Source organism: Streptomyces sp. NPDC000594 (genome assembly GCF_040299965.1).
Taxonomy (GTDB): Bacteria; Actinomycetota; Actinomycetes; order Streptomycetales; family Streptomycetaceae; genus Streptomyces.
Map to the genome: position 1 here is coordinate 47,134 of NZ_JBEPCY010000024.1, position 24,289 is coordinate 71,422.

Annotated in this window: 14 protein-coding genes; 6 read left to right on the top strand and 8 right to left on the bottom strand. The window is 73.8% G+C overall.

Annotation, left to right across the window (positions count from 1 at the left end; genetic code table 11):
* Nucleotides 1-379: 379 nt before the first annotated feature.
* Complete coding sequence (locus ABT354_RS26880; protein ID WP_351498304.1) at nt 380-2,323, top strand: hypothetical protein; 1,944 nt, start codon at nt 380-382, stop codon at nt 2,321-2,323.
* A gap of 41 nt (nt 2,324-2,364) precedes the next feature.
* Here ABT354_RS26880 and ABT354_RS26885 read toward each other — a convergent pair whose 3' ends face one another.
* The 6 genes from ABT354_RS26885 to ABT354_RS26910 form a co-directional block, all read right to left on the bottom strand.
* Nucleotides 2,365-3,501 (bottom strand): NAD(P)-dependent alcohol dehydrogenase, encoded by a 1,137-nt coding sequence (locus ABT354_RS26885; protein WP_351498306.1) that lies wholly within the window; start codon nt 3,499-3,501, stop codon nt 2,365-2,367.
* Nucleotides 3,502-3,734: 233 nt separating this feature from the next.
* Nucleotides 3,735-4,403 carry a hypothetical protein gene (locus ABT354_RS26890; RefSeq protein ID WP_351498308.1) on the bottom strand — a complete coding sequence of 223 codons (669 nt, stop codon included), beginning with the start codon at nt 4,401-4,403 and terminating at the stop codon, nt 3,735-3,737.
* Nucleotides 4,400-4,786: a hypothetical protein gene (locus tag ABT354_RS26895; RefSeq protein WP_351498310.1), complete on the bottom strand. Its 387-nt coding sequence runs from the start codon at nt 4,784-4,786 to the stop codon at nt 4,400-4,402. The genes ABT354_RS26890 and ABT354_RS26895 overlap by 4 nt, the downstream gene beginning before the upstream one ends.
* Before the next feature lie 140 nt (nt 4,787-4,926).
* Nucleotides 4,927-5,514, bottom strand: coding sequence for a hypothetical protein (locus tag ABT354_RS26900; protein ID WP_351498312.1), 588 nt, complete (start codon nt 5,512-5,514; stop codon nt 4,927-4,929).
* Nucleotides 5,511-7,046 carry an ATP-binding protein gene (locus ABT354_RS26905; protein WP_502983511.1) on the bottom strand — a complete coding sequence of 512 codons (1,536 nt, stop codon included), beginning with the start codon at nt 7,044-7,046 and terminating at the stop codon, nt 5,511-5,513. Before ABT354_RS26905 ends, ABT354_RS26900 begins: the two co-directional genes overlap by 4 nt.
* Entirely contained in the window at nt 7,043-7,732 is a 690-nt protein-coding gene (locus ABT354_RS26910) for a response regulator transcription factor (RefSeq protein ID WP_351498314.1), read from the bottom strand. The genes ABT354_RS26905 and ABT354_RS26910 overlap by 4 nt, the downstream gene beginning before the upstream one ends.
* A 122-nt stretch (nt 7,733-7,854) precedes the next feature.
* Between ABT354_RS26910 and ABT354_RS26915 the strand changes: the two genes are divergently transcribed.
* Genes ABT354_RS26915 through ABT354_RS26930 form a run of 4 tightly spaced genes read left to right on the top strand, consistent with a single transcriptional unit; the run spans nt 7,855 to nt 11,557 of the window.
* Nucleotides 7,855-8,559 (top strand): hypothetical protein, encoded by a 705-nt coding sequence (locus tag ABT354_RS26915; RefSeq protein ID WP_351498316.1) that lies wholly within the window; start codon nt 7,855-7,857, stop codon nt 8,557-8,559.
* Nucleotides 8,560-9,630, top strand: coding sequence for a peptidoglycan-binding protein (locus ABT354_RS26920; RefSeq protein ID WP_351498318.1), 1,071 nt, complete (start codon nt 8,560-8,562; stop codon nt 9,628-9,630).
* A complete protein-coding gene (locus tag ABT354_RS26925; protein WP_351498320.1) occupies nt 9,627-10,340 on the top strand; it encodes an ABC transporter ATP-binding protein in 714 nt (237 codons plus the stop codon). Before ABT354_RS26920 ends, ABT354_RS26925 begins: the two co-directional genes overlap by 4 nt.
* Nucleotides 10,337-11,557 carry an ABC transporter permease gene (locus tag ABT354_RS26930; RefSeq protein WP_351498322.1) on the top strand — a complete coding sequence of 407 codons (1,221 nt, stop codon included), beginning with the start codon at nt 10,337-10,339 and terminating at the stop codon, nt 11,555-11,557. Before ABT354_RS26925 ends, ABT354_RS26930 begins: the two co-directional genes overlap by 4 nt.
* A gap of 64 nt (nt 11,558-11,621) precedes the next feature.
* Here ABT354_RS26930 and ABT354_RS26935 read toward each other — a convergent pair whose 3' ends face one another.
* Both ABT354_RS26935 and ABT354_RS26940 read right to left on the bottom strand, forming a co-directional pair.
* The gene (locus ABT354_RS26935; RefSeq protein WP_351498324.1) at nt 11,622-15,584 is read right to left on the bottom strand and encodes a non-ribosomal peptide synthetase; all 3,963 of its coding nucleotides are present in this window, start codon (nt 15,582-15,584) and stop codon (nt 11,622-11,624) included.
* Nucleotides 15,585-15,589: 5 nt separating this feature from the next.
* The gene (locus ABT354_RS26940) at nt 15,590-22,357 is read right to left on the bottom strand and encodes a non-ribosomal peptide synthetase (protein WP_351498326.1); all 6,768 of its coding nucleotides are present in this window, start codon (nt 22,355-22,357) and stop codon (nt 15,590-15,592) included.
* A gap of 930 nt (nt 22,358-23,287) precedes the next feature.
* On the opposite strand from ABT354_RS26940, the gene ABT354_RS26945 reads away from it, so the two are divergent.
* Nucleotides 23,288-24,286, top strand: a complete 999-nt coding sequence (locus ABT354_RS26945; protein WP_351498328.1) for a class I SAM-dependent methyltransferase — start codon at nt 23,288-23,290, stop codon at nt 24,284-24,286.
* The last annotated feature ends 3 nt before the right edge of the window (nt 24,287-24,289 follow it).

Below are 24,289 nucleotides of genomic sequence, written 5' to 3' on the forward strand. Positions count from 1 at the left end.
CGGCCCGCCGTCGGCCGGTACGGACACCGGGTTCCGGACACCCGCGACGGGCCCGGCGCGGGTCCCCCGTGGGTCCGACGCGGCTCCGCCGTGGGCCCGGCGGTGGGTCCGGCGGTGGGTCCGACGTGGGTCCGACGCCGGGTCCGGCGTGGGTCCGCCCGGGTCCGCCGCCGCCGCGCTCCCGGCCCGGAGGGCAGGGCACGCGGTCCAGGGCGCGCGGTCCATGACGCGGGGGCACCCGCCCCGTGCCCATGGCTCGAAGCCCATCGGCCGGAACGCAGACCCCGTCAGGGGAGCGGGCGGGGGCGGGCCGGGTCGGGGCACGGCGGACGGTGCCCCGGCCGCCGGACCCGCCGCCACCTGGGACGATAATGCGGAGGTGAGCGACCTTCCCCTGCCCCTTCCGCCGGAGCACATACCCGCCGGAGCCACCACGTGGCGGACCGCCGACGCCCGGAGGTGGTCGGCGGCCCGGCCGGCCCGCTGGGCCCATCCCCTGATCTCCCTGGCCGTCCTGGTGGCGGGGGCGCTGTGGGCGATCGTCTCCGAACCCGAGGCCGCCTGCACCCCGGCACGGCCGTGCGACGCCGAGTGGGCATCCATGTCCCACTTCGCCCTGCTGCTGATCACCCTGTACTGGATCTGGCGCCAGCCCCGGCTCGCGCTCCTGGCCCAGGTGGTGCTGGCCGCCGACAGCCTGTTCCGCCTGACGGACCCCGACACGGTGACCGGCACGGGCGAGTGGGGGTTCCTCGCGGCGCTGGCCTTCTCCACCGCGGCCCTGGCCCACCGGCTGGGAGTCATACGCCGCCAGCGGGCGCTCGCCGTGGAGGCGGCCGGGCCCGAGCGGCATCCGCTGCCCCCGCCGGTGGGCCGCCTCGCCCGCGGACGGTTCTCCCTCCTGGTCGCGGTGGTACTGCTGGCGCTGTCGGGCGGCGCGCTGTGGCAGGCCGGGCAGGAGATCGACGCGTACGAGGAACGGGCCGCCCGGGGCGGTGTGGTGAGCGCCCAGGTCGTCCGGGTCGACGTCCGTGACGACGACCGGTCGCCCCTGCTGGTCGAGACCGACGACAACCAGCGGCACACGGTGGGCACCGACTATCCCGAGGACCACCCGGTGGGCTCCCGGGTCGCGCTGGCCGTGGACGGCGAGTGGGTCCGGCTGGTGTCCGAGCCGTACGACATCGTCGGCTGGCAGCTGATGATCCTGGCCATGGGCCTCCCGGGGCTGGCGTTCCTCGCCAACGGGCTGACCGGACGCCACCGCTCCAGGGCCCTGGACCGGGGGCCGCTGCCGGTGCTGAAGGTGCTGGTCAGGGAGGACGAGTCCGGTCTGACCTGTGTCTACGCCGCCGATGACCCGACCGGTGAACGGCCCCTGCTGACCTTCCACTCGCTGTACTCCGTCGATGACGACGACAACGCCGACGCCGACGCCCACAGCGGGGATCCGGACGCCGTCTATCCCGACGAGGCCGAGGAGGCCGAGGAGGAGCGGATGCGGCGCGACGCGGAGCAGCTCAAAGCCCTGCTGAAGGGCGACCACGGGCATGACTCGCCGCTGCGGGAGGCGGTGCTGTACGGCGCCCCGTACCACGGCGCCGAGGTGGTCCTCCTCGCTCCCGCCACCTCTCCGTCACCCGAGGGCGAGATCGATGTCGAGCGGAGCGTCTCCCCCGTACGGCCCGTGGGCCATGGCTCGCCGCGCCCCTCGGGCGGCACCCGGCGGGGCACCACGGGCCGCCGCGACCGGCGCCGTTCGCTGGCGGAGATCGCGGCCGGGATGGAGCCGTCGCCGGCGCCCCGGAGCTGGTCGGCGGATGCCGCCTCACGCGGTGTGGGGCTCTTTCTGCTGCTGGTGCAGGGCGGTGGGGTGTGGACCATCCTGGACGACAAGCCGTCCTGGTGGCAGTGGCTGCTCGCCCTCCTCGTCCTGCCGACGCTGGTCAACTCGATCGCGACGGGGCTGAACTGGCGGCTGACCGCCGACCGTGACGGTATCTGGGTCGCGGGCCCCTGGCGGGTGCGGCACATCCCCTGGGACTCCGTCACCGGGGTGCGCCACCGCCCCGACACCGTGGAGATCACCGTCTCCGGGGGCAAGGATGTGGAGCTGAGCCCCGTCGGCTTCTTCTGGCTCCAGCGGAAGCTGGGCCGGGAGTCCTCGGCGCTCGACGCGGCGGAGACCCTGCGCCTGCTGGCCGACCGCCCCGATCTGCGCCCCGAGCGGCAGGCCGTCCCCGCCGAGCAGGGCGCCCCGCTGGGACCGGTGATCGTCGTGGTCGCGGCGGTCTGGGCGGCCGTGGTCCTGCTGCTGCTCTGACCCCACGGCCCCCGCGCGGTGACGGCGCCCGGCCTCCGGGGTCACTCCCCGATGCGCAGCACGGGTTTGACGACGGTGCCGTCGCAGGTGTCGGCGACGGCTTGGTCGATCTCCTCGAAACGGTAGCCCTGGATCAGCCGGTCGAAGGGGAAGCGGCCCGCCCGGTACAGCGCGATGAGCCGGGGGATGAAGAGCTGGGGAATGGAGTCGCCCTGGGTGATGCCGCGCAGGGTCCGCCCGCCGAGCAGGGCGGTCATGTTCACCTCGGCGCGGGTCCCGGGAGGGGCGCCGCCGATGAGCGCGGCGGTGCCCAGCGGGGCGAGGGCGTCGACCGCGAGGGTCAGCATCTCCGGCCGGGCGGTGATCTCCAGGACGAAGTCCGCCCCGCCGCCGGTGATCTTCGCGATCCGCTCGGCGACATCCTCGCTCAGGGCGTCGACGGTGTGACCCGCGCCCAGCTCCGCCGCCAGGGCCAGCCGTGCGGGAACGATGTCCACCGCGATCACCGGGGAGGCGCCCGCCGCACGGGCGGCCATCACCGCGGCGAGTCCGACGGTGCCGGTGCCGAGCACCACCAGGGAGGACCCGGCCGGGACCCGCAGGGAGTTGAGCACCGCCCCGGCCCCGGTCTGGATCCCGCAGCCCAGCGGGGCGAGCAGCTCCAGCGGGAGGTCATGGTCGACCCTGACCACATTGCGCTCGGTGGCGAGGGCGTGGGTGGCGAACGACGACTGGCCGAAGAAGTGGCCGTGCACCACCCGGTCGCCCTCGCGCAGCGCGTTGGTCCCGTCCAGCCGTGACCCGCCGAAGTTGGCGGGGAAGGTCCGCGCGCAGTACGCGGGGGATCCGCCGCGACAGGGGCGGCACCGTCCGCACGACTGGTAGGACATGACGACATGGTCACCGGGGGCGACGGTGGTGACGGCGACGCCGGCCCGCTCGACCACACCGGCGCCCTCATGGCCGAGGACGGCGGGCAGCGGGGTGGGCCCGCCCCGGTCACGGACATGGACATCGGTCTGGCACACACCGGTCGCGGCCACCCTGACCAGGACCTCGTCCGGCCGCAGCCGGGTGTCCAGGGTCAGCGGGGCGAGGACGAACGGCCCGCCGGGCTCGCGCACCACGGCCGCGGTGACCGGCAGCTCCGCAGGGTCCGGGCCCTGTGCTGGGGTCATGGTGATCCCTCCCAACGGGGAGTGCCCCCGGGGCCGGTCCGGTGACCGCCCCTGAAGCGACGGATCCCGCCCGGCGGCGACCGGCCGGGGAACCGTCCACCCATCGTCCAGGACACCGGGAAGGCCTGCCACCCGTCCGCCTCACGTCCGCCCCGGAAGCATCATGTGATTGCACAGCACATCAAAACCCCGACCATCCGGCCCCCGGCGCCCGGTCCGTCCGTGCTCCCCGGTCAGCTCCCCCCGCCGGACTCCCCGCCGGACCCGGCCCCGCCGCCCTGCGCCTGGGCGCGCTCCTGCGGCGACGGACCGAAGGTGTCGTCCACCGCCCGGTCGAAGGCACGCTGATCCACCCCCACCAGATCGCTGATCCTGCTGTTGGTGTGACCGCCGATGCCCTCGGTCGCCAGCGCCCGGCCGGTGTCCTTCCAGGTCTGGGCCGCTTCCTCGCCCGCCCGGTCGAAGGACTCGGGGCTGTAGTCGGGGTCCAGATAGTCGGGCTTGAGCACCTCGCCCCAGCCCTGCTCGACCACCTCGGCCTCGGAGGCCTGCGGATTGCCCACACCGGCATTGACCGCGACCTTGAGGGTGCCCTCGATGTACCGGTCCTCCTCCCAGACCAGCCCCGCCGCCAGCCCCAGCTTGGCGGCGATGGTGTTGGCGTCCTGGACCAGGGCCCGGACACCCCACTCCCAGCGCTCGCAGAAGTCCTCGAAGTCGGTGGAGAGACCGTGGTGGCCCGCCTCCATCCCGGTCAGGGAGAGCCCCGAGAGGCCCTTGCCCAGCAGTGCGCCACTGCCGGAGCCCATCTCCCGCAGCTCCCCCACCGCCGCCCGCAGCCCCGTGGTGATCCGCTGGACGCTCTCCGGGTCGACCTTCAGATCCCCGGCGCCACCGCTCATCGCTCCCCCTCCGCCCCGGTCACCGCGGCCGTGTCCGGGACGATCCCCCCGACCGGCGGGAAGAGCATCGAACCGTCGCCGTCCGCCACATTCACCGCGACCCCGGCGGGCGCTCCGAGGCCCGGCACCACCTCGTCCAGCAGCCGGGCGCCCCTGATACGCGCGAACTCCCACTCCTGCCCGCCGGCGCCCCGTGCGGCGGCGAACCGCGCCAGCGCCGCCTCGTCCGTGAAGGCGCAGATCCACCGCACCCCGCCGGACTCCGCCGCCCACAGGCCGCCGCCGTCGAGCGGCACCAGCAGCAGCGCCCGCCGCACCTCCCCCACCAGCGCCCGGGGATCCCCCACACCCGCGCGCCGCTCCGCGATCCGCTCCGCCAGCACCCCAACCCCCGTAACCGTGTGCGAGACCCCACCGGACAGCAACGAGCAAGCCACCCACCACCCTACGGCGCCCCACCGACAACCGGCGGGGGAACCGTCCGGCCGGGCACGGTGGCCCGGCCGGGCGGCCCGGACGGCGCTCAGCCGATCAGGTCCGAGCAGACATAGGTGCGGGGCTTCGCGTCCGAGGCCCGGACGGTGACCTCGATGTCATCGGTCCGCCGGGTGCCGCTGCGGTCGGCCAGGGCCCGGCCCCGCGCCATGCTGCACACCAGCTGGCCCAGCTGCCGCCGGCCGGCCAGCGAATCCGGGGACAGCTCCGGCTGCGGGACATCGACCGTGACCCCGCCATCGGCGTCGAGGGCCGCGCGGTATCCCGTCTCGTACCCCTCCGACGTCACCAGGGTGGTGAGCCCGGCGGCGCGCTCCTCCCGTGTCGGGCCGGCGCCCAGCAGCTTGAGGACGCCGGCCGGGTCGGCGACCGCGCTCACATCGTGTTCGGGGCGGGAGACCGCCTCCAGGCGCCCCGTCGAGGAGACGAAGTAGATCCGTATCCCCTTGGTCAGCCCTCCGGCGGCGTCACCGCCGTCCAGGACGGTGGTGGGGCGCACCCCGCACCCGGCGAGCAGCGCGGCGGTCAGGGCCGTCAGCGCGGTCAGTACGGTGACGGCCGCCGGACGCGGGAGACGCGGGGGATGCGGGGCGCTCGGGGGATGCGGGAGTCTCATCGTTCCTCCTCGGGGGTGTGCCGCCAGGGCAGCCGCAGGGTGAACACCGCTCCGCCGTCCGGCCGGTTGGCCGCGTCGACGGTGCCGCCGTGCAGCCGGGCGTTCTCCAGGGCGATGGCGGTGCCCAGGCCGCTCCCCTCCGAGCGGGTGCGCGCGGAGTCCGCCTTGTAGAAGCGGTCGAAGACATGGGCGAGGGTCTCGGGCGGCAGTCCCGGGCCCCGGTCGGCGACCTCCACGGTCAACCGGTCGCCCGCCGGGTCGGCGGCCAGGGTGAGCGTCACCGGCTCCGCCCCGTGCCGCAGCGCGTTGCCGACGAGATTGGCGACGATCACATCGATCCGGCGGCGGTCGACCAGGGCCCGTACACCGGTGGGGAGTTCGGTGTGCACCCGCTGGGTCCAGCCGCGCAGCGAGAGGGTGGCCCGGACGGCCTCCGCGAGATCGGTGGCGGCCGGGTTGAGCCGGGCCGCCCCCGAGTCGAAGCGGGACATCTCCATCAGATCCTCCACCAGCCGGGCGAGCCGCGCGGTCTCCTCGCTGACCGTCCGGGCCGCATGGGCCGAGTCCGGCGGCAGGGTCGCCGCGTCCTCGTCCAGCACGGTGGCGACCATCGTCATCGCGGCGAGCGGGGTCCGCAGCTCGTGCGAGACATCGGCGACAAAGCGCTTGGCCCGCGCGTCCTGCTCGCGCAGCTCGACCACGGACGCCTCCAGCGCCTGCGCGGTCCGGTTGAAGTCCCTTGCCAGCTCGGCGAGTTCGTCGCGGCCCCGTACCCGGACCCGGGAGGTGAGGTCCCCGGCGGCGTGGCGGCGGGTCGCCCGCCCCAGCTCGCGCACCGGGCGCAGGACCGTACCCGCCGCGAGCAGGGCGAGGACGGTGGCGAGCAGCACCACCGGGACCAGGCCGTCGCGTACCGCGTCGACCACGCCCGCGGTGGCCTCCAGCTCCGCCCGCAGTGAGGTGATGGCGAAGACATCGACCCCGGACGGCTCCCCGGAGTCGAACATGACCGGGGTGCCCACCACCAGATAGGGGGTGCCGTCCCGGTCGACCCGCTGGAAGCTCATCCGGTCGCGGTCGCGCACCGCCGCCCGCAGCTCGGGGGTGATCCTGGTGCGGTCGGCGGAGTCGTCGGAGGAGGCCCGGAGGGAGCGGTACTGGGCCACCACGACGGTGTCGCCGCCGAGCCCGCCCGCTATCCCGGTGGCGAAGCGGTTGAGGGAGACCTCGTCGGCCGGGACGTCGAAAGCGGCCGCGGCCTGTTCCACCCGGGTCTTCACCTCGGTCCGTACCGCGTCCTGCTTGCGTTCCAGGACGGCGTTGCGCGACTCGCGGTAGGCGAGCGCGGTGGCGGTGAGCCCGCTGGCCAGGGCGACCAGGACAAAGGCGACCACCAGGCGGGTACGCAGACCGCCGATCCGCCACCGGGAGCGCCTGCCGGGCTGCGGGCCGGAGGGGGACGGGTCGGAGGGGGACGGGTCGGGCCGGACGGGGGGATCGGAGCGGCGGCGGCCGAGGAGGGCCACGCTCACACCGGCCCGAAGCGGTAGCCGAAGCCCCGCACGGTCTGGATCCACCGCGGCTGTGCGGGTCTGTCCTCGATCTTGGCCCGGAGTCTGCCGACCGCCGCGTCCACCAGCCGCGAGTCACCGAGGAAGTCGTGGTCCCACACCGACCGCAGCAGCTGCTCCCGGCTGAGGACCCGGCCCGGCGACGAGGACAGCTCCAGCAGCAGGCGCAGCTCGGTGGGGGGCAGACAGACGGTCGCGCCGCGCTTGGTGACGGTGAGCCCCGCCCGGTCGATGATCAGCCCCGCGTGGTCCTCGTCCCGGGCCGAGCGCACCGGCTCGGCCCGCCGCAGCGCCGCCCGGATCCGGGCCTCCAGGACCGGCGCGGTCACCGGCTTGACCACATAGTCGTCGGCGCCCGCCTCCAGTCCGCACACGATGTCGCTGTCGTCGCCGCGTGCGGTGAGCATGATGACGGGCAGGGTGGAGCCGGTGGCGCGCAGCCGCCGGCAGACCTCGAAGCCGTCGATGCCGGGGAGCATGAGGTCGAGCACGGCCAGCTCCACGGCGGCGCCCGCCGCTCCGGTCAGCAGGGCGAGGGCGTCCTCGCCGGTGGCGGCGGTGTCGACGGCGTAGCCGTGCCGGCGCAGCACCAGCTCCATGCCGTCGCGCACGGAGACGTCATCCTCGATCAGCAGTACATGGGGCATGCCGCCGATTATGCGGGACTGTTTCCCCTGTTCAGACGGGGATCGACGGCTCCTTGCGCATTGTTACCTGTTCATCATGCGGCCATGGACGGCCCACCATGTGGGGTGCCGACGGTGGTCCCATGAACATCCGCACCGCATCCCGGCACACGGCATCCCGACACACCGCATCCCGACGCACCGCGCGGCTCCGGCTCGCCGCGGTGGTCGCCGCCCCGCTGCTCGCCTTCTCCGTCGCCTGCTCCGACGGGGAGGGTGCCCGCTCGGAGAAGGGCGGCGAGGTCGCCTCCGTACCCGACGATCCGACCGGGGACGGATCCGCGAAGGACACGAAGGACGCGAAGGCTACCGCGGCGGGCAAGGACACCTCGAAGCCCGCCGCCGGCCGGAGCGCCTTCTACGACGCCCAGCTGGAGTACGTCCGCTGTATGCGGACCAAGGCGGGGGTGAAGGACTTCCCCGACCCCCGGCTCAGCGGCTATCTGGACTTCGGGAAGATCGAGAAGGTCATCGACCCCCGGGGCAACGGCGAGGAGTACAAGGGCGGCAAGAACGGCGTCTGCTTCCCCGAGATGTCCAAGGCGATGGAGCTTGAGCCCGAGCGCGACAAGCAGAAGGACTACGAGTCCCTGCTCGCCCATGCCACCTGTATGCGCGACAACGGCGTCTCCCGTTTCACCAACCCCACCATGTCCGGCGGCGGGGTCATGCCCGGCGGCGACCCCAGCCCCGCCAATCCGGTCCTCGACCGCGACTCGCCCACCTACCGGGAGGCCAGGCAGGCCTGTGAGGGCAAGCTGCTCGAAGGCCTGGACGGGATGCAGTAGATGAGGCGACGTACGGGACTCACCGTCGGCGGTGTCACCCTCGCCGCCGCGGCGCTGGGCGCGGGCGCCCTGGTGTACGGGGGTGGCGGCACCGGATCCGGGAACGGCGCCGGGGAACGGCCGCCCGCCACCACCACCATCACCCGGGCCGATCTCATCCAGTCCGAGACGGTCGACGGAAGGATCGACTTCGCCCAGCACCGCCCGGTCCGGCCGGCGGTCGCGGGCACGGTGACGGTCGCGGCGGTCAAGGGCGCCACCGTCCGGCGCGGTCAGGCCCTCTATGAGCTGGACGACAAGCCGGTCAGCCTGTTGTACGGGCCGGTGCCCGCCTTCCGTGAGATGAAGGTCGGCTCCCGGGGCAGCGATGTCCTCCAGCTGGAGCGGAATCTCGCCGCACTCGGACACGGCGCCGGGGTACTGGTCGACCCGTTCTACGACGAGGCGACCGAGGCGGCGGTCGAGCGGTGGCAGAAGACCCTCAACCGCACCCCCACCGGCAGGGTCGGCCTGGGCCATGTCGTCTTCCAGCCCGAGGAGGTCACCGTGGTCCGCGCGGACGCGGCCCTCGCCGACCGGGTCGGCCCGGACACCACCGTGCTCACCGTCGCCTCCACCCGGCCCGTGGTCCGCGCCAAGCTGGACCGCCAGGATGTCTCCCTCACCCAGCAGGGCACCCGGGTCGAGGTGACCCTGCCCAGCGGAGCCGTCAGACCGGGCCGGGTGACGGGGACGGTCCACCCCGAGGGCTCCGAGGACGAGGCCACATCGCAGGAGGACATCACCGTCGAGATCACCCTGGACGGCGGGGCCTCAGCGGTCTCCGGCGAGAACACCCGGTCCACGGCGAGCGTCACCTTTGTCAGCAAGAGCCGCAAGGGGGTCCTCACCGTCCCGGTGGAGGCGATCGTCGCCCTGCGCGGCACCGACGGCGGCTACGGACTGGAGATCGTCGAGGGCTCCTCGTCCCGGATGGTGCGGGTCGGGACCGGGATGACGGCCGACGGCCGCATCGAGGTCAGCGGCCCGCGGATCACGGAGGGCCTGAAGGTCGGGGTGGCAGCGGAATGACCGTCCCCGCAGCCGCCCCGCCCCCGGTCGTGGAGGTCCGGGACGTGGTCAAGTCGTACGCCGGTGAGGTGCACGCCCTGCGCGGGGTGAGCCTCACCGTCACAGCGGGCGAACTCCTCGCGATCGTCGGGCCCTCGGGTTCCGGCAAGTCGACCCTGCTCCAGGTCATCGGCACCCTCGACGCGCCCACGGCGGGCACGGTCCGGGTGGCCGGGTACGACGTGGGCCGGCTCTCCGACGACCGGCTCTCCGCGCTGCGCGCCCGGCACATCGGCTTTGTGTTCCAGCACTTCCATCTGGCCCCGGGCCGGGACGCCGTCGACAATGTCGCGGACGGGCTGCTCTACGCGGGTGTCCCCCGCCGGGAGCGCCGGGCCCGCGCCCGGAGTGCCCTGGAGCGCGTCCGGCTGGGCCATCGGCTCGGCCACCGCCCGGCCCAGCTGTCCGGCGGGGAGAAACAGCGGGTCGCCATCGCACGGGCCCTGGTGGGCGAGCCGGATCTGCTGCTCGCCGACGAACCGACCGGCGCCCTGGACACCGCCTCCGGCGAGGTGGTCATGGAGCTGCTGCACGAGCTGAACGCGGCGGGCACCACCATCTGTGTGATCACCCATGACCAGGGGATCGCGGAGTCGCTGCCGCGCCGGGTCAGGGTCAGGGACGGGCGGATCGTCGAGGACTCCGCCGCCCGGGAGGTGGGTTCCCGATGAACATCCGTAGGAAACCGGAGGAGGGCGGGGCCCGGCTGCGGCCCGCCCGGCTGCCGCTGGGGGACATCCTCCGGCTGGGCGCCGTCGGGCTGCGCGCCCGCCGGGCCCGGGTCGTGCTCTCCGCCCTCGGGATCGCCATCGGCATCGCGACGATGGTCGCGGTGGTGGGCCTCTCCCACTCCAGCAAGGCGGATCTGATGGCCCGCCTCGACCGGCTCGGCACCAATCTCCTCACCGTCGAGGCGGGCGAGGACCCGATGGGCAACCAGGTGAAGCTCCCCAAGTCGGCGGTGGCGATGGTCGAGCGCATCGGCCCCGTCCGGCACGCCACAGCGACCGGCGGCGTGGACGCCGGGATCCGCCGCAGCGATCTGGTGCCCGAGGAACGGGCGGCGGGCGTCACCACCCAGGCGGCCCGTACCGATCTGCTGACCGCCCTCGGCGCGGGCGTCGACCGGGGAAGATGGCTGGACTCCGCCACCGAGCGGCTCCCCGTCACCGTCCTCGGCTCGGTCGCCGCCCGGCGGCTGGGCATCACCGATCCGGGCGAGAAGATCATGATGGGCGACCGGTATGTGGTCGTGATCGGCATCCTGGACCCGGTGGAACTGGTCCCCACCCTGGACCGGGTGGCGCTGATCGGCTTCCCCTCGGCCGAGAAGTACTTCGGCTTCGACGGTCACCCCACGATGGTCTTCGAGCGTTCCCCGGACGGGACCGTCGACGATGTCCGTGCGGTACTGGCCCGTACGGTCAGCCCCGAGGGCGACCATCTCGTCAAGGTCTCCCGCCCCTCCGACGCGCTCGCGGCGAAGGCGGCGACCGACAAGGGACTGACCGCCCTGATGCTGGGCCTCGGCGCGGTGGCACTTCTGGTCGGCGGGGTCGGCGTCGCCAACACCATGGTCATCTCGGTGCTGGAACGCCGTCAGGAGATCGGGCTGCGCCGTTCGATCGGCGCCACCCGGAACGCGATCCGTCTCCAGTTCCTGATGGAGTCACTGCTGCTGTCCGCCCTGGGCGGCGCGGCGGGCGCGGTCCTCGGCACGGCGGCGACCTTCGGCTTCGCCGTGGCGCAGGGCTGGACCCCGGTGGTCCCGCCCTGGTCGGTGGCGGGCGGGTTCGCGGCGACGCTGCTCATCGGCGTACTGGCGGGGCTCTATCCGGCGGTACGGGCGTCCCGGCTGCACCCGACGGTCGCCCTGAACGCCGCCTGACGCCCCACCCGTACCACCGCTCCCCCACCCGTACCGCCGCTCCCTCACCCGTACCGCCGCTCCCTCACCCGGTGCCGGACCCCGTACCGGAACCGGTTCCGGTGAGGGAGCGCAGGGCGTCGCCGAGCACCGGCCCGATGACGGCGAGCGCCTCCGGGTCCATCATCCGCAGATGCCCGGCCGCCACCGGCACCACCGTGACCGGCCCACCGGTGTACGGGCGCCAGCGCGCCGCCATCCCGGGTCCGCGCTCACCCTCGGGCGAGCTGACGACGGTCAGCGGTCCGTCGAAGACCCCGGGCGGGACCGGGGCGCCGCCCGCCAGCCGGATGAGGTTACGGGTGACCTCGATCCGCAGTTCCTCGCTCGGCCCGGCCTCCGCCGGAACGGCTCCGTACCCGGGGGACCGGCCGCCGTCGAGGGCCACCGCGCGGAGGTCCACCGGATCGGCCGCCGACTCCCCGGGTACGGAGCCGGGGGGCCAGGAGTCGATCGCCATCAGCAGATCCACCCGGTGGCCGAGCCCACGCAGCCGTACGGCGAGGGAGTGGGCCACCGTACCCCCGAGGGACCAGCCGGTCAGCAGATAGGGACCGTGCGGCTGGGCGTCGAGGATCCGGCGGCAGTAGCCGGCGACGAGTGCGTCATAGCTCTCCGGGAAGTCGCCCGTCCCGTCGAGACCGGCCGCCTGGAGGGCGAGGACCGGATGGGAGCGCGGCACATGGGGCAGCAGCCCCGTATAGCTCCACCCCACCCCGCTGCCCGGGTGGACGCACCACAGTGGTGTGCCCTCGCCGTCCCGCAGCCGCAGTACGGGGCCGAACGCGCCCCGGTCCGGCGCCCGGTCCCGGAGCAGCCCCGCGACCGTCGGCTGGAGAAAGACCCGCTGAAGGGAGATGTCGACCCCGGTCCGGTCCCGGGCGAGCCGGATCAGGGCGGGGATCAGCAGGGAGTGTCCGCCCAGTTCGAAGAAGCTGTCCTCGACGCCCACCCGGTCCACGGCCACCCCCAGGACCTCGGCGAAGACCGCGCGGAGTGCCGACTCCTCCGGGGTGAGCGACACTTCGGCGCCGCCCGCGGCCGGGGGTGCCGACGGCGCGGGCAGGGCCGCGCGGTCCAGCTTGCCGTTGCGGGTCAGCGGCAGTTCGGGGATGACCACCACCGCCGAGGGGACCATCGGCGCGGGCAGGGTGTCGGCGAGCATCCGGCGGAGGTGGGCGGGATCGATCCGGGCGGGGTCACCGGCGGGCACCGCGTAGGCCACGAGCCGGCGGTCCTCGGCGGACCGCTGCCGGACGACGACCGCGCTCCGGGCCACCCCGGGCAGCGCGTTGAGCGCGGCCTCGATCTCCCCGGGCTCGATCCGGTACCCCCTCACCTTGACCTGGTCGTCCGTCCGTCCGGCGAACTCCAGGACACCGTCGGGGAGCAGCCGGGCCAGATCGCCGGTGCGGTACATCCGTGATCCGGCCGGGCCGAAGGGGTCGGCGACAAAGCGCTCCGCCGTCAGGGCCGGGCGGCCCAGATACCCCCGAGCCAGCCCCTGTCCCGCCACGTACACCTCCCCCACCACACCCGGTGGCAGAAGCCCCAACCGTCCGTCGAGCACCAGCAGCCGCACCCCGTCGAGCGGCCGGCCGATGGGCACCTGGCCGGGCGGGACGGGGTCGCCGGGCCGGATCCGGTGTTCCGAACAGGTGACGGTGGTCTCGGTGGGCCCGTAGAGGTTGCGCACCTCGGTCCCCGGATGGCGGGCGCGCCAGCGGGCGAGCGGCGGGCCGTGCAGCGCCTCCCCGCCGATCAGCAGGGTGCCGCTGGGCGACGCCGCCGGGGGCAGGGTGGTCAGCAGCTCCAGATGGCCGGGGGTCGCGGCCATCAGTGCGGGCGGTTCGCCCTGCCCGCCGCCCTGACCCGGCGGTGGGTCGATCCGCAGACGTCCGCCGCTGATCAGCGGCGGATAGAGGATCGTGACCGCCGCGTCGAAGGAGATCGACAGATTCAGCGCGCTCACCCCCGCGACGTCCGGGTAGCGCCGCGCGCAGTTCCGTACATAGGCGGCGAGTGCGCCGTGTTCGACCAGGACGCCCTTGGGGCGGCCGGTGGAGCCGGAGGTGTAGATGACATACGCGGGATGCGCGGGCCGCAGGGTCCTCACCCGGTCCGCGTCCCCGACCGGAGCGGCATCCGGATCGGCACCCGGGTCGAGGGCCGTGCCCACACCCGGGCCCGTATCCGCGTCCGGGCCCGTATCCGCGTCCGGGCCGGTGTCGAGTTCCACCACCGGGCAGTCGGCGCCCCCCGCCGCCCGGGCCCCTCCCCGTACGGTCAGCAGCAGCCGGGGCGCCGCGTCCGCCAGCATGAAGGCGAGGCGCTGCCGGGGGTACTCCGGGTCCAGCGGTACATAGGCCGCGCCCGTCTTCAGCACCGCCAGCACCGCCACGATCAGATCGATGTCGCGCGGCAGCAGCAGCGCCACCCGGTCCTCGGGCCCGGCACCCCGGGCGATCAGGGTCCGGGCGAGCCGGTTCGCACGGGCGTCCAGCTCCCGGTAGGTGAGCCGCCGGGGGCCGCACTCCACGGCCACCGCCCCGGGGGTACGTACCGCCTGCTCCGCCCACAGCTCCGGAAGCAGCGGCCCGTCGACGACCGGCGGGCCTCCGGTGAGCACCCGGGTGCGCTCCTCGGGGGTGAGCAGCCCGGCCTCGCCGATGGGCCGGTCCGGCCGGGCGGTGACGGCCGCCAGCAGCCGCGCGTACCGCTCCATCAGTACGGTGACGGTGCCGGGGTCGAAGAGGTCGGAGGCGTACTCCACCGTCCCCTCCAGACCGGCCGGCTCCCCCCGCGCGGACCGGCGCTGCCGCAGATGGAGGGAGAGATCCATCTTGGCGGTCTCGGCGGTCACCGGTTCCGGTGTGACGGTCAGGCCGGGCAGCGGGGGGACCGCGTCGATGTCGTCGAGCAGGCTCAGCCCCACCTGGAAGAGCGGGTTCCAGGAGGCGGAGCGGACCGGGCGCACCACCTCCACCAGCCGGGCGAAGGGCAGGTCCTGATGGGCCTGGGCGCTGAGGTCGGTCTCCCGTACCCGGGCGATCAGTTCGCGGAAGGTAGGGTTCCCGCTGGTGTCGGTGCGCAGCACCAGGGTGTTGACGAACATGCCGATCAGGTCGTCAAGACCGTCGTCGGTGCGTCCGGCGATGGCGGAGCCGATCGGGATGTCGGTGCCCGCGCCGAGCCGGGTCAGCAGGGCGGCCAGGCCCGCCTGGAGCGCCATATAGAGGGTGGCGCCCTCGGCGCGGGCCAGTTCGCGCAGGGCCCGGTGGGTCCCGGGGCCGATGGAGAGCGGGACGGAGCCGCCCCGGTAGCCGGCCACCGCGGGCCGGGGCCGGTCGGCGGGGAGGTCCAGACAGGCCGGGAGCCCGTCCAGGGCGGTGCGCCAGTAGGCGAGTTGTTCGCTGATCAGGCTGGTGGGGTCGGACTCGCTGCCGAGGAGTTCCCGCTGCCAGAGGGTGTAGTCGATGTACTGGACGGGCAGGGGTGGCCGGTCCGGGGCCCGGCCCCGCAGACGGGCGGTGTAGGCGTCCGTCAGATCGCGCAGCAGGGGGGCGAGGGACCAGCCGTCGGCGGCGATGTGGTGGAGCAGGATCAGCAGGACGTGTTCCCGCTCGCCCAGGGCGAACAGGGTGGTGTGCAGGGGTGGTTCCCGGGTGAGGTCGAAGCTCCGGCGCAGCGCCGACTCCAGCGCCTCGGCCAGTTCCTTCCCGTCCGGTACGGGGGTGACGGGGAGCGGCGGGCGGGCGGCCTCGGGGGCGAGGACACGCTGGCAGGGGATGCCCCCGGGTGCGGGGAAGACCGTCCGCAGGCTCTCGTGGCGGGCGACGACATCGGCGAGGGCGGTCCGCAGGGCGTCGCGGTCCAGCTCGCCGCGGAGCCGGTAGGCGAGGGCGATGCGGTAGCCCGTACCGCCGTCCAGCCGGTCCAGGAAGTGGATCCGGGCCTGGGCGTACGAGAGGGGAATCGGGGTGGTCATCGGGGTCACTCCCCCCGGGGCATGGGTCGCAGCGCGGGTCTGCGCCGGCCGCCGCCCTCGTCGTCGGGGCGGTCGGGCAGGGCGGCGGCGAGCGCCGCCGGGGTGGATGACTCGAAGACGGTGCGTACGGTCAGCTCCGCGCCGAGGGTGGAGCGGATGCGGCTGGTCAGCCGGGTGGCGAGCAGGGAGTGTCCGCCGAGGTCGAAGAAGGACTCGTCCGGGCCGACCCGTTCCAGGCCGAGGAGTTCGGCGAAGAGCGCGCACAGGGCCCGTTCCCTGGGGGTGCGTGGTTCCCGTACTGCGGTGTGGCGGGTGAAGTCCGGTGCGGGCAGCGCCCGGCGGTGGATCTTTCCGCTCAGGGTCAGCGGCATCCGTTCCAGGAGGACGGTGACGGAGGGGAGCATGAAGTCGGGGAGGGAGGCGGCGGCGAAGGCGCGCAGATCGTGGTCGGTCAGCTCGCTCCCGGGGTGCGGCACCGCATAGGCGACCAGCCGTCTGCCCGTGTGGGGGGCGCTGGTGTCCTCGCGGACGACGACGGCGATCTGGGCGATCCGGGGATGGCGGGCGAGGACGGCCTCGATCTCGCCGGGTTCGACGCGGTAGCCCCGTACCTTCACCTGGTCGTCGGTGCGTCCGGCGAAGGCCAGGGTGCCGTCCTCGGTCCAGCGCACCAGGTCGCCGGTGCGGTACATCCGGCCGCCGGGCGGGCCGAAGGGGTCGGCGACGAAGCGTTGTGCGGTGAGGCCGGGCCGGGCCCAGTAGCCCCGGGCGAGGGCGGCACCGGCGATGTACAGCTCGCCCCGGACCCCCGGGGGCACCGGCCGCAGCCAGGGGTCCAGGACATGGAGGCGGGTGTTCCAGATCGGTGCGCCGATGGGGGCGGTGGTGGACGGCCAGTCGGTGAGTTCCTCGGCGGTCAGGGCGAACGCGGTGACCAGATGGGTCTCGGTGGGGCCGTAGAGGTTGTGGAGTCTGCGGCCGGGCCGCAGGGACAGGAACTCCCGGAGGCGGGCGGGGAGTCGCAGGGCCTCGCCGCCCTGGCTGATGTCGCGCAGCGCGGGCAGGGCGCGTCCCTGTTCGAGGGCGGCCTCGGCGATGGCCTCCACCATCACCTGGGGGGTGCAGATCTCCCGGACCCGGTGTTCGTCCAGCCAGCGGACCAGTGCGGCGGCGTCGCGGCGGACCTCGGCACCGGGCACGGCGACCTGTTTGCCCGCGGTGAGGGGTTCGATGATCTCCCAGGCGGAGACATCGAAGCTGAAGGCGGAGAACTGGGCCACGGGGCCACCGGGCTCGGTATCGGGATCGGTATCGGTATCGGTATCGTCGGCGGGCGGGCCGTCGGCGATCCACGCGGTGTGGCACTGCACCAGATTCACCATCGCGCCGGAGGTCATCGTCACCCCCTTGGGGGTGCCGGTGGAGCCGGAGGTGTGGATGACATAGACCGGGGTCTGCGGCAGCAGCGGCGCGGTCCGTTCCTTGTCCTGGATGTCGTCCCCGGAGAGACCGGCGAGCAGGGTCCGGGTCCCGGGGTCGTCCAGTGGGATCCGGGGCGGGCCCTCGGGCGGTTCGGCGGCGGTCGCGGCCAGGGTGACCAGGGCCGCCGGGCCGACATCGGCCAGCAGGAAGGCGATGCGCGCGGCCGGGTATCCGGGGTCGAGCGGCAGATAGGCGGCGCCCGCCTTGAGCACCGCCCACACGGTGACGACCAGGTCCAGCGAGCGGGGCAGGGCGATGGCGACGACCTGTTCGGGGCCGATGCCCCGGGCGATCAGATGGCGGGCCAGCCGGTTGGCGCGGGTGTTGAGTTCGGCGTAGGTGAGCCGCCCGTCGTCGGCGGTGACGGCGGTACGGCCGGGCGTGCGGGCCGCCCAGGACTCAAGGAGCCGGGGCAGGGTCACCTCGGCGATGGGGTGGGCGGTGTCGTTCCATCTCCGGGTCACCTGGTCCCGTTCGCCGGGCAGGAAGAGATCCAGGGCGCCGATCGGGGTCGCGGGGCGGGCGGCGATCCCTTCGAGGAGCCGCAGCAGCCGCCGGGCCAGGGCGGTCACGGTGGAGCGGTCGAAGAGGTCCGTACTGAAGTGGACCGCGCCGCTCAACCCGCCGGGTCCGCCGGGTCCGCCGGGTCCGCCGGTGCCGCGTGCGGTGTCGGATGCGGTGTCGTCCAGCTCGACCACCAGGTCGAAGGGGGTCGTCCCGGTGTGCACCCGTTCGGGGCGCACCGTGATCCCCGGGAGTTCCAGTCGGCCCGCGCGGGTGTTCTGGAGCACCAGCATCACCTGGAAGAGCGGGTGCCGTGCCGGTGTGCGCTCCGGGACCACCTCCCCGACCAGGACGTCGAAGGGGAGGTCCTGATGGGTGAGGGCGTCGAGCGTGGACTCCCTTACCCGATCCAGGAGTTCGGTGAAGGCGGGGTCCCCGGTGAGGTCGGTACGGAGCACCAGGGTGTTGCTGAAGAAGCCGATCAGCTCCTCCAGGGCGTCGTCGGACCGTCCGGCGGTGGGGAAGCCGATGGGGATGTCCTCCCCGGCGCCGAGCCTGCCGAGGAGGGCGGCGAACGCGGCCTGCATCACCATGAAGAGGCTCGCGCCCCGGGAGCGGGCCAGCGCCTCCAGCTCCCGGTGGAGGGCGGCGGGGACCGTCAGGGGGAGGGAGTCGCCCCGGGAGGTGGCACGGGCGGGACGGTGGCGGTCGAAGGGGAGGTCGATCTCCTCGGGCAGCCCGGCGAGGGCGGTCTTCCAGTGGGCGAGCCGGTGGGCCATCGCACTGCCGGGGTCCTGGGCGGAGCCGAGCCGGTCCCGCTGCCAGAGCGCGTAGTCGGGATACTGCACCGGCAGCGGCGGGAGCGCGGGGGCCCGTCCGTCCCGCCGTGCCGTATACGCCGCCGAGAGGTCCCGCAGCATCGGCCGCAGCGACGAACCGTCGCCCGCGATGTGATGGATGACCAGCAGCAGGATGTGCTCGCCGGGGCCTTCGGCGAAGAGGGTGGCCCGCAGCGGGGCTTCGCGGTCGAGGGCGAAGGGGAGCCGGGTGAGCCGGGCGAGTTCGGCGGCGAGTTCGGCGGGGGGTCCGGCGGCGGGTCCGTCCGCCGGGGCCTGGACCACCGGGATCTGGACCTCGGGAATCTGGACCACCGGGAGCGCCGGGGCGGCCTCATCGGTCTCCAGGACCCGCTGGTGGGCCTCTCCGTCGAGGACGGGGAAGACGGTCCGCAGGGCCTCGTGGCGGTCGACGAGATCCCGCAGCGCCGCCCGGAGCGCGGGGATGTCCAGCGGTCCGGAGAGCCGCAGCGCCAGCGGGTGGTGGTAGGTGGCGTCGGCGCCCTGGAGCTGGTGCAGGAACCAGAGCCGGGACTGGGCGTACGAGAGCGGGATCCGGTCCGGGCGCACCCCGCGAACCGGTCCGGCGGTACGGGGGCGGGCGCCGGGCTCCCGGCGGCCCGGGTCGCTCCGGCGGTACGGGGCACTGCGGGGGTCGGGCTCGCTCCGGGGGTCGGATTCGTTTCGGCGGTCGGCGTCGCTTCGGCGGTCGGGGTCGTTTCGGCGGTCGGGGTCGAGCCGGTGGGCCAGGGCGGCGACGGTGGGTGCCTCGTACACCGCCCGGATCCCGATCTCCTCGCCGAAAACGGTACGGACCCGGCCGAGCAGCCGGGCGGCCAGCAGGGAGTGGCCGCCCAGGGCGAAGAAGTCGCCGTCCGCGCCGACCCTCGCCGGATCGATGCCCAGGATCTCGCCGTAGATCGCGCACAGCGCCCGCTCGACGGGGGTGGCGGGGGGCCGGATGCCCTCGGCGGGCTCCTCCGGCGGGGTCAGGGCGGCCCGGTCGACCTTGCCGCTGGAGGTGAGCGGCAGGCTCCCCACGACCACCAGACGGGTGGGGATCATGGACGGTGGCAGCAGGGCGGTGAGTTCGTCGCGGACGGCGGCGGGGTCCGGGGCCACACCCGGTGACGGCACCAGATAGCCGGTCAGCCGCGCCCCGGCGGCGGGGTCGTGGTGGACGGCGGCGGCCGCCTGGCCGACCCCCGTACAGCGGGCGAGCGCCGACTCCACCTCGCCGAGTTCGATCCGGAAGCCGCGCACCTTGACCTGGCCGTCGGTGCGGCCGATGAACTCCAGCGCGCCGTCCGCACCCCGCCGGACCAGGTCGCCGGTGCGGTACATCCGGCCGCCCGGCGGCCCATAGGGGTCGGCCACGAACCGTTCGGCGGTGAGCGCGGCACGGCCCAGATAGCCACGGGCGAGACCGCCGCCCGAGAGATACAGCTCGCCCGTGACACCGTCCGGCAGCGGCTGGAGCCCCTGGTCCAGCACCTGGGCGACGGCGCCCGCCACCGGATGGCCGATCGGCGGGTCCACCCCCGGCGCGGGGACGGTACAGCGGTGGCGGGTGGCGTCCACGGTGGTCTCGGTGGGGCCGTACGCGTTCCAGAGACTCCGGCCGCCGGTCGCCCACCGGTCCACCAGTTCGGCGGGGAGCCGTTCGCCGCCCGCCGTGACCGTGTGCAGCGCGGGCAGTTCCCGGGGGCGCAGTGCGGGCATGGCGCCCGGGGTGAAGTGGGCGACGGTCACCCGCTCGTCGGCCAGGAGCCGTTGGAGGGCGTGGGGGTCGACCCGCTGGGTCTCGTCGGCGAGGACCACGGCGGCGCCGGTGGCCAGCGGGACGAACAGACCGAGCAGGGAGGCGTCGAAGGTGAAGGAGTGCCAGGCCAGGACGCGGTCGTCCGGTCCGAGGCCGTGCTGGGCGGCGGTGTTGAGGACAAAGGGGGTGATCGCCCGGTGCTCCACGACGACGGCCTTGGGGCGGCCGGTGGAGCCGGAGGTGTAGAGGGCGTACGCGGGGTGGGCGGGCAGCAGCCCCACCGGGTGCCCGGCGCCGTCGGCCACCGCTCCGGCTCCGACGGCTCCGACGGCATCGGCTTCGGCGCCGTTGGCTCCGGCTTCCGTCGCGTCGTCGGCTGCGTCGGCTGTGTCGTCGGCTGTGTCCAGGACCAGTACCGGGCCGTCGGGCCAGGCCCGGCCGGCCCGTTCGGCGTGGGCGGCGACGGTCACCAGAACGGCGGGGGCGCAGTCCGCCAGGGTCCGGGCGATGCGCCCGTCCGGATGGCCGGGGTCGAGCGGGACCAGGGCCGCGCCCGCCTTCAGGACGGCCACCATGGCCACCAGGGCCCGGGAGGAGCGGGGCAGCAGCAGGGCCGCGTACCGCCCGGGTCCGGCGCCCCGGGCGATCAGCACCCGGGCGAGCCGGCCCGCGCGGGCGTCCAGTTCGGCGTAGGTGAGCGACCCGTCGGCCGCGATCACGGCGGTCCGGTCCGGAGTACGGGCCGCCTGCCGCGCGAGGACCGCCGGAAGCAGAAGGTCCGCCGGAAGGGGGGATTCGGGCGCGGCCGGGGTGGACCGGCCGCCCTGCCGGAGCGCGCGCTCCCGCTCGGCTCCGGCCAGCAGACCGATCGTGCCCACCCGGGTCTCCGGCGCGGTGTCGGTGAGCCGTTGGAGCAGCCCCGCGAGACGGGTCATATGGCTTCGCCGGTCCGCATCGCCGTACAGCCGGGGGTCGGCGTCGAGGGCCAGCCGCAGACCGCCGTCCGGAAGGTTGTCCCAGAGCAGCAGGGAGAGGTCGTGGAAGGGTCCGGCGGCGAGATTGTGCGCGGTGAAGCGGCCCTCGCCGAAGGCGCCGCCCCGGGCGAAGGGGATGACATTGACCGTCATCGACCAGAGCGCCTCGCCGGGCACCACACCCAGGTCGCGGCAGAGGTCCTCGTACCGGTAACGCTGGTGCCGCACGGCCGCGCGCACCTGCTGGGAGGCCTGGTCGACCAGGTCCCGGAGGGTCATCCGGGGGGACACCGCCAGCCGGACGGGGACGATGTTCGACATCATGCCCGGGACCTCCGGCGCGGGCGTCCCGTCCGGCGTCCGGGGTTCGCGGTCCCGTCCGGCGACGGCGAAGCCCAGCACCACGTCCTCGGCGCCGGTCACCCGGCTGAGGTAGAGCGCGGTGGCCGCCACCGTCAGCCGTGCCAGGCTGGTCCCCAGCGCTCCGGCCGCGTTCCGCAGCCGTGCGGCGTCGGCCGGGGTGACGGACCGCCGCTCCCTGCTGCGTTCCCGGGCCGGGCCCTGGGGGCGCAGCCCGCTCGGGCTGCGGGGGGCGGGGCGGTCGGCCAGCGTCGCCATCCAGTGGTCGCGGTCGGCGGTGTACCGCTGTGACCCCCGGTAGGCGAGGTCCTGGTCGAGCAGGGTGCGCAGGGGCGCGAAGGCGGGGCCGTCCGGTGTGCGGCCCTCGGCGAGCGCGGTGTGGATCCCGGCGAGCCGGTCGCCCAGCAGCGCATAGCCCCGGCCGTCGCAGAGGATGTGGTGGTAACCCTGGTAGAAGAGGAAGCGGCGCCCGTCCAGCGGGAAGAGCGCATGGGTGACCAGGTGCCCCCGCCGTGGATCCCGTAAGCGGCGCAGGTCGGCCCGCATCCACTCCAGTGCCGCCCGGTGGGGGTCCGGCTCGCCCCGGACGTCGACGATCGTCAGGGGGTGTTCCGGTGCGGGGTCGACGGACTGCGTGGGGACGCCGTCCTCCTCGGTGAAGACGAGCCGCAGGGTCTGTGCCTCGTCGGTCGTCCTCCGCAGGGCCTCCCGGAACACCTCGATGTCGAGCGGTGATTCGATGTCCAGGTATTCGCCGACGTTGACGACGGTACTGTCCGGGTCGAATTGCTGGGCGTACCACATGCCCCGCTGACCGGCCAGGAGGTCCATACGCTCCACTCGGCGGTCCGGCATCTCACACCTCATATCCATGACATCGGTGACGGCGGCGCGGAAGAACGGCGACGGCGGCGCGTCGCGGGAAACGGCCGGCGCGCAACGGAAACAGCCCGGGAGACCGCCGGAAGACAGTCAGAAGACCGTCGGAAAACAGTCGGAGGACAGTCGGAAAACAGCAGGGGCACGGCAGGAACACGACCGGAACATGGCCCGAACATGGTCGGGGCACAGTCGGAAAACGTCGGAACCCGGCGGGAGGACGACGGGCACGGGCCATGGCGCGGGCGGCCGGGCGGACTTTCCCGCCGCGTCACCCGTTCCGGGGTATCGAAATGGGTGGACGGCCGCGCGGACAACACTCCGGGGCAGTACGGTGAACGCCGCTCGGCGCCCACAACTCTGCCCCGATCCGTGCGCGCTCACCCCGATACGGTGTTTCGCGTTTCACTGCGTTCCCCGTTCCGGCAACGACATCGGCCGCCCGCCTGAGGTGGTCATGGCGGAGAAGTGGCCACAGTGTGACCTGTGGCCCCTGGCATGGGCAACCCCCCCTAGGATCGCGCCACCCCGGCCCCGGCCGCTCCGCCCTCCCCCGACGTCAGCACAGCATATGGACATCCCGTCAATCCACCGACAGTATGAATCAGGTCACTTGCCGTCAGGGGGTCGGATAGGGACCATGTCAAGGGCCACACCGGGGGCCACCCTCGTTCGAGCGGTTTCCGGTTCACGGCCGTTGCACTCCGGGGAAGAATGACAACCGGTCCCCCACAGGCATGGAATCGGTCTTCCCGGGGCATGGAACGACGTCAAGAGCGACGTCGAAGAACATCGTACTTCTGCGACATCGGCCGTCCACGCGTCCCGTGGTGGCGGCCCCATGGTTTCTCCGCACAGTGGTTTCTCTGGCCCATCAGCACAGTGAACTAGTGGGAGCGAGCGGGCATGTCGATTGATGGCAGCGAAAGAGCAGTGGCCCATATCTTCAATTCGGCCGTGGCGGCGTCGGCGATCAGCGCCGCCTGGGAAGTGGGCGCCCTGGACGAGCTGAAGTCCCAAGGTGCCCTCGATGCGAGCGAATTCGCGACCGCACACGGTCTGGACCCCTCGGCGACCACCGGACTCTTTCGCGCACTGGCCGCGGTCGACATAGTGGAACGCGCCGACAACAAGGTGACCCCGGCGGTGAACTTCGAGGAGGCCTACCGGACCCGCTCGTTCTTCCACTGGCTCACCCGGGGCAGCGGTGAACTCTTCCGCCGGATGCCCGAATTACTTCCCGAGCAGAACCGCACCGGTGACTACTACCAGCGGGACAGCGCCGCCATCTCCTTCGCCTGCCGGGAGATCAGCTCCTTCTGCTACGACCCCTGGTTCGACCAGGCCGTCGAGGGGCTCGACTTCACCCCGCGGGTCATCGCCGACCTGGGCTGCGGCAGCGGGGAGCGGCTGAGCCAGCTGCTGCGCCGCCACCCGGAGGCGCGCGGGCTCGGGATCGACATCGCCCGCCCCAGCCTGGAGGTCGCCGCATCGGCCGCGCACGACGCCGGACTCGCCGACCGGCTCTCCTTCGTCCTGGCGGATGTCCGGGACATGACCGAGCGACCCGGCTTCGCCGAGGTGGAGCTGCTCACCTGCTTCATGATGGGCCATGACTTCTGGCCCAGGGAGCGCTGTGTCGACATCCTGCGGCGGCTGCGGAGCATCTTCCCCGCCACCCGGCGGTTCCTGCTGGGCGACGCCACCCGCACCGTGGGCACCGCCGACCGCGACCTCCCCACCTTCACCCTGGGCTTCGAAGTGGCCCATGACCTCATGGGCACCTTCATCCCCCGCGTCACCGACTGGGAGTCGGTCTTCGCCGAGGGCGGCTGGCGGCTGCGGAAGAAGTACGCGATCGACATCGCGGTCGGAGAAGTGATCTTCGAGCTGGAGCAGCTCTGACCA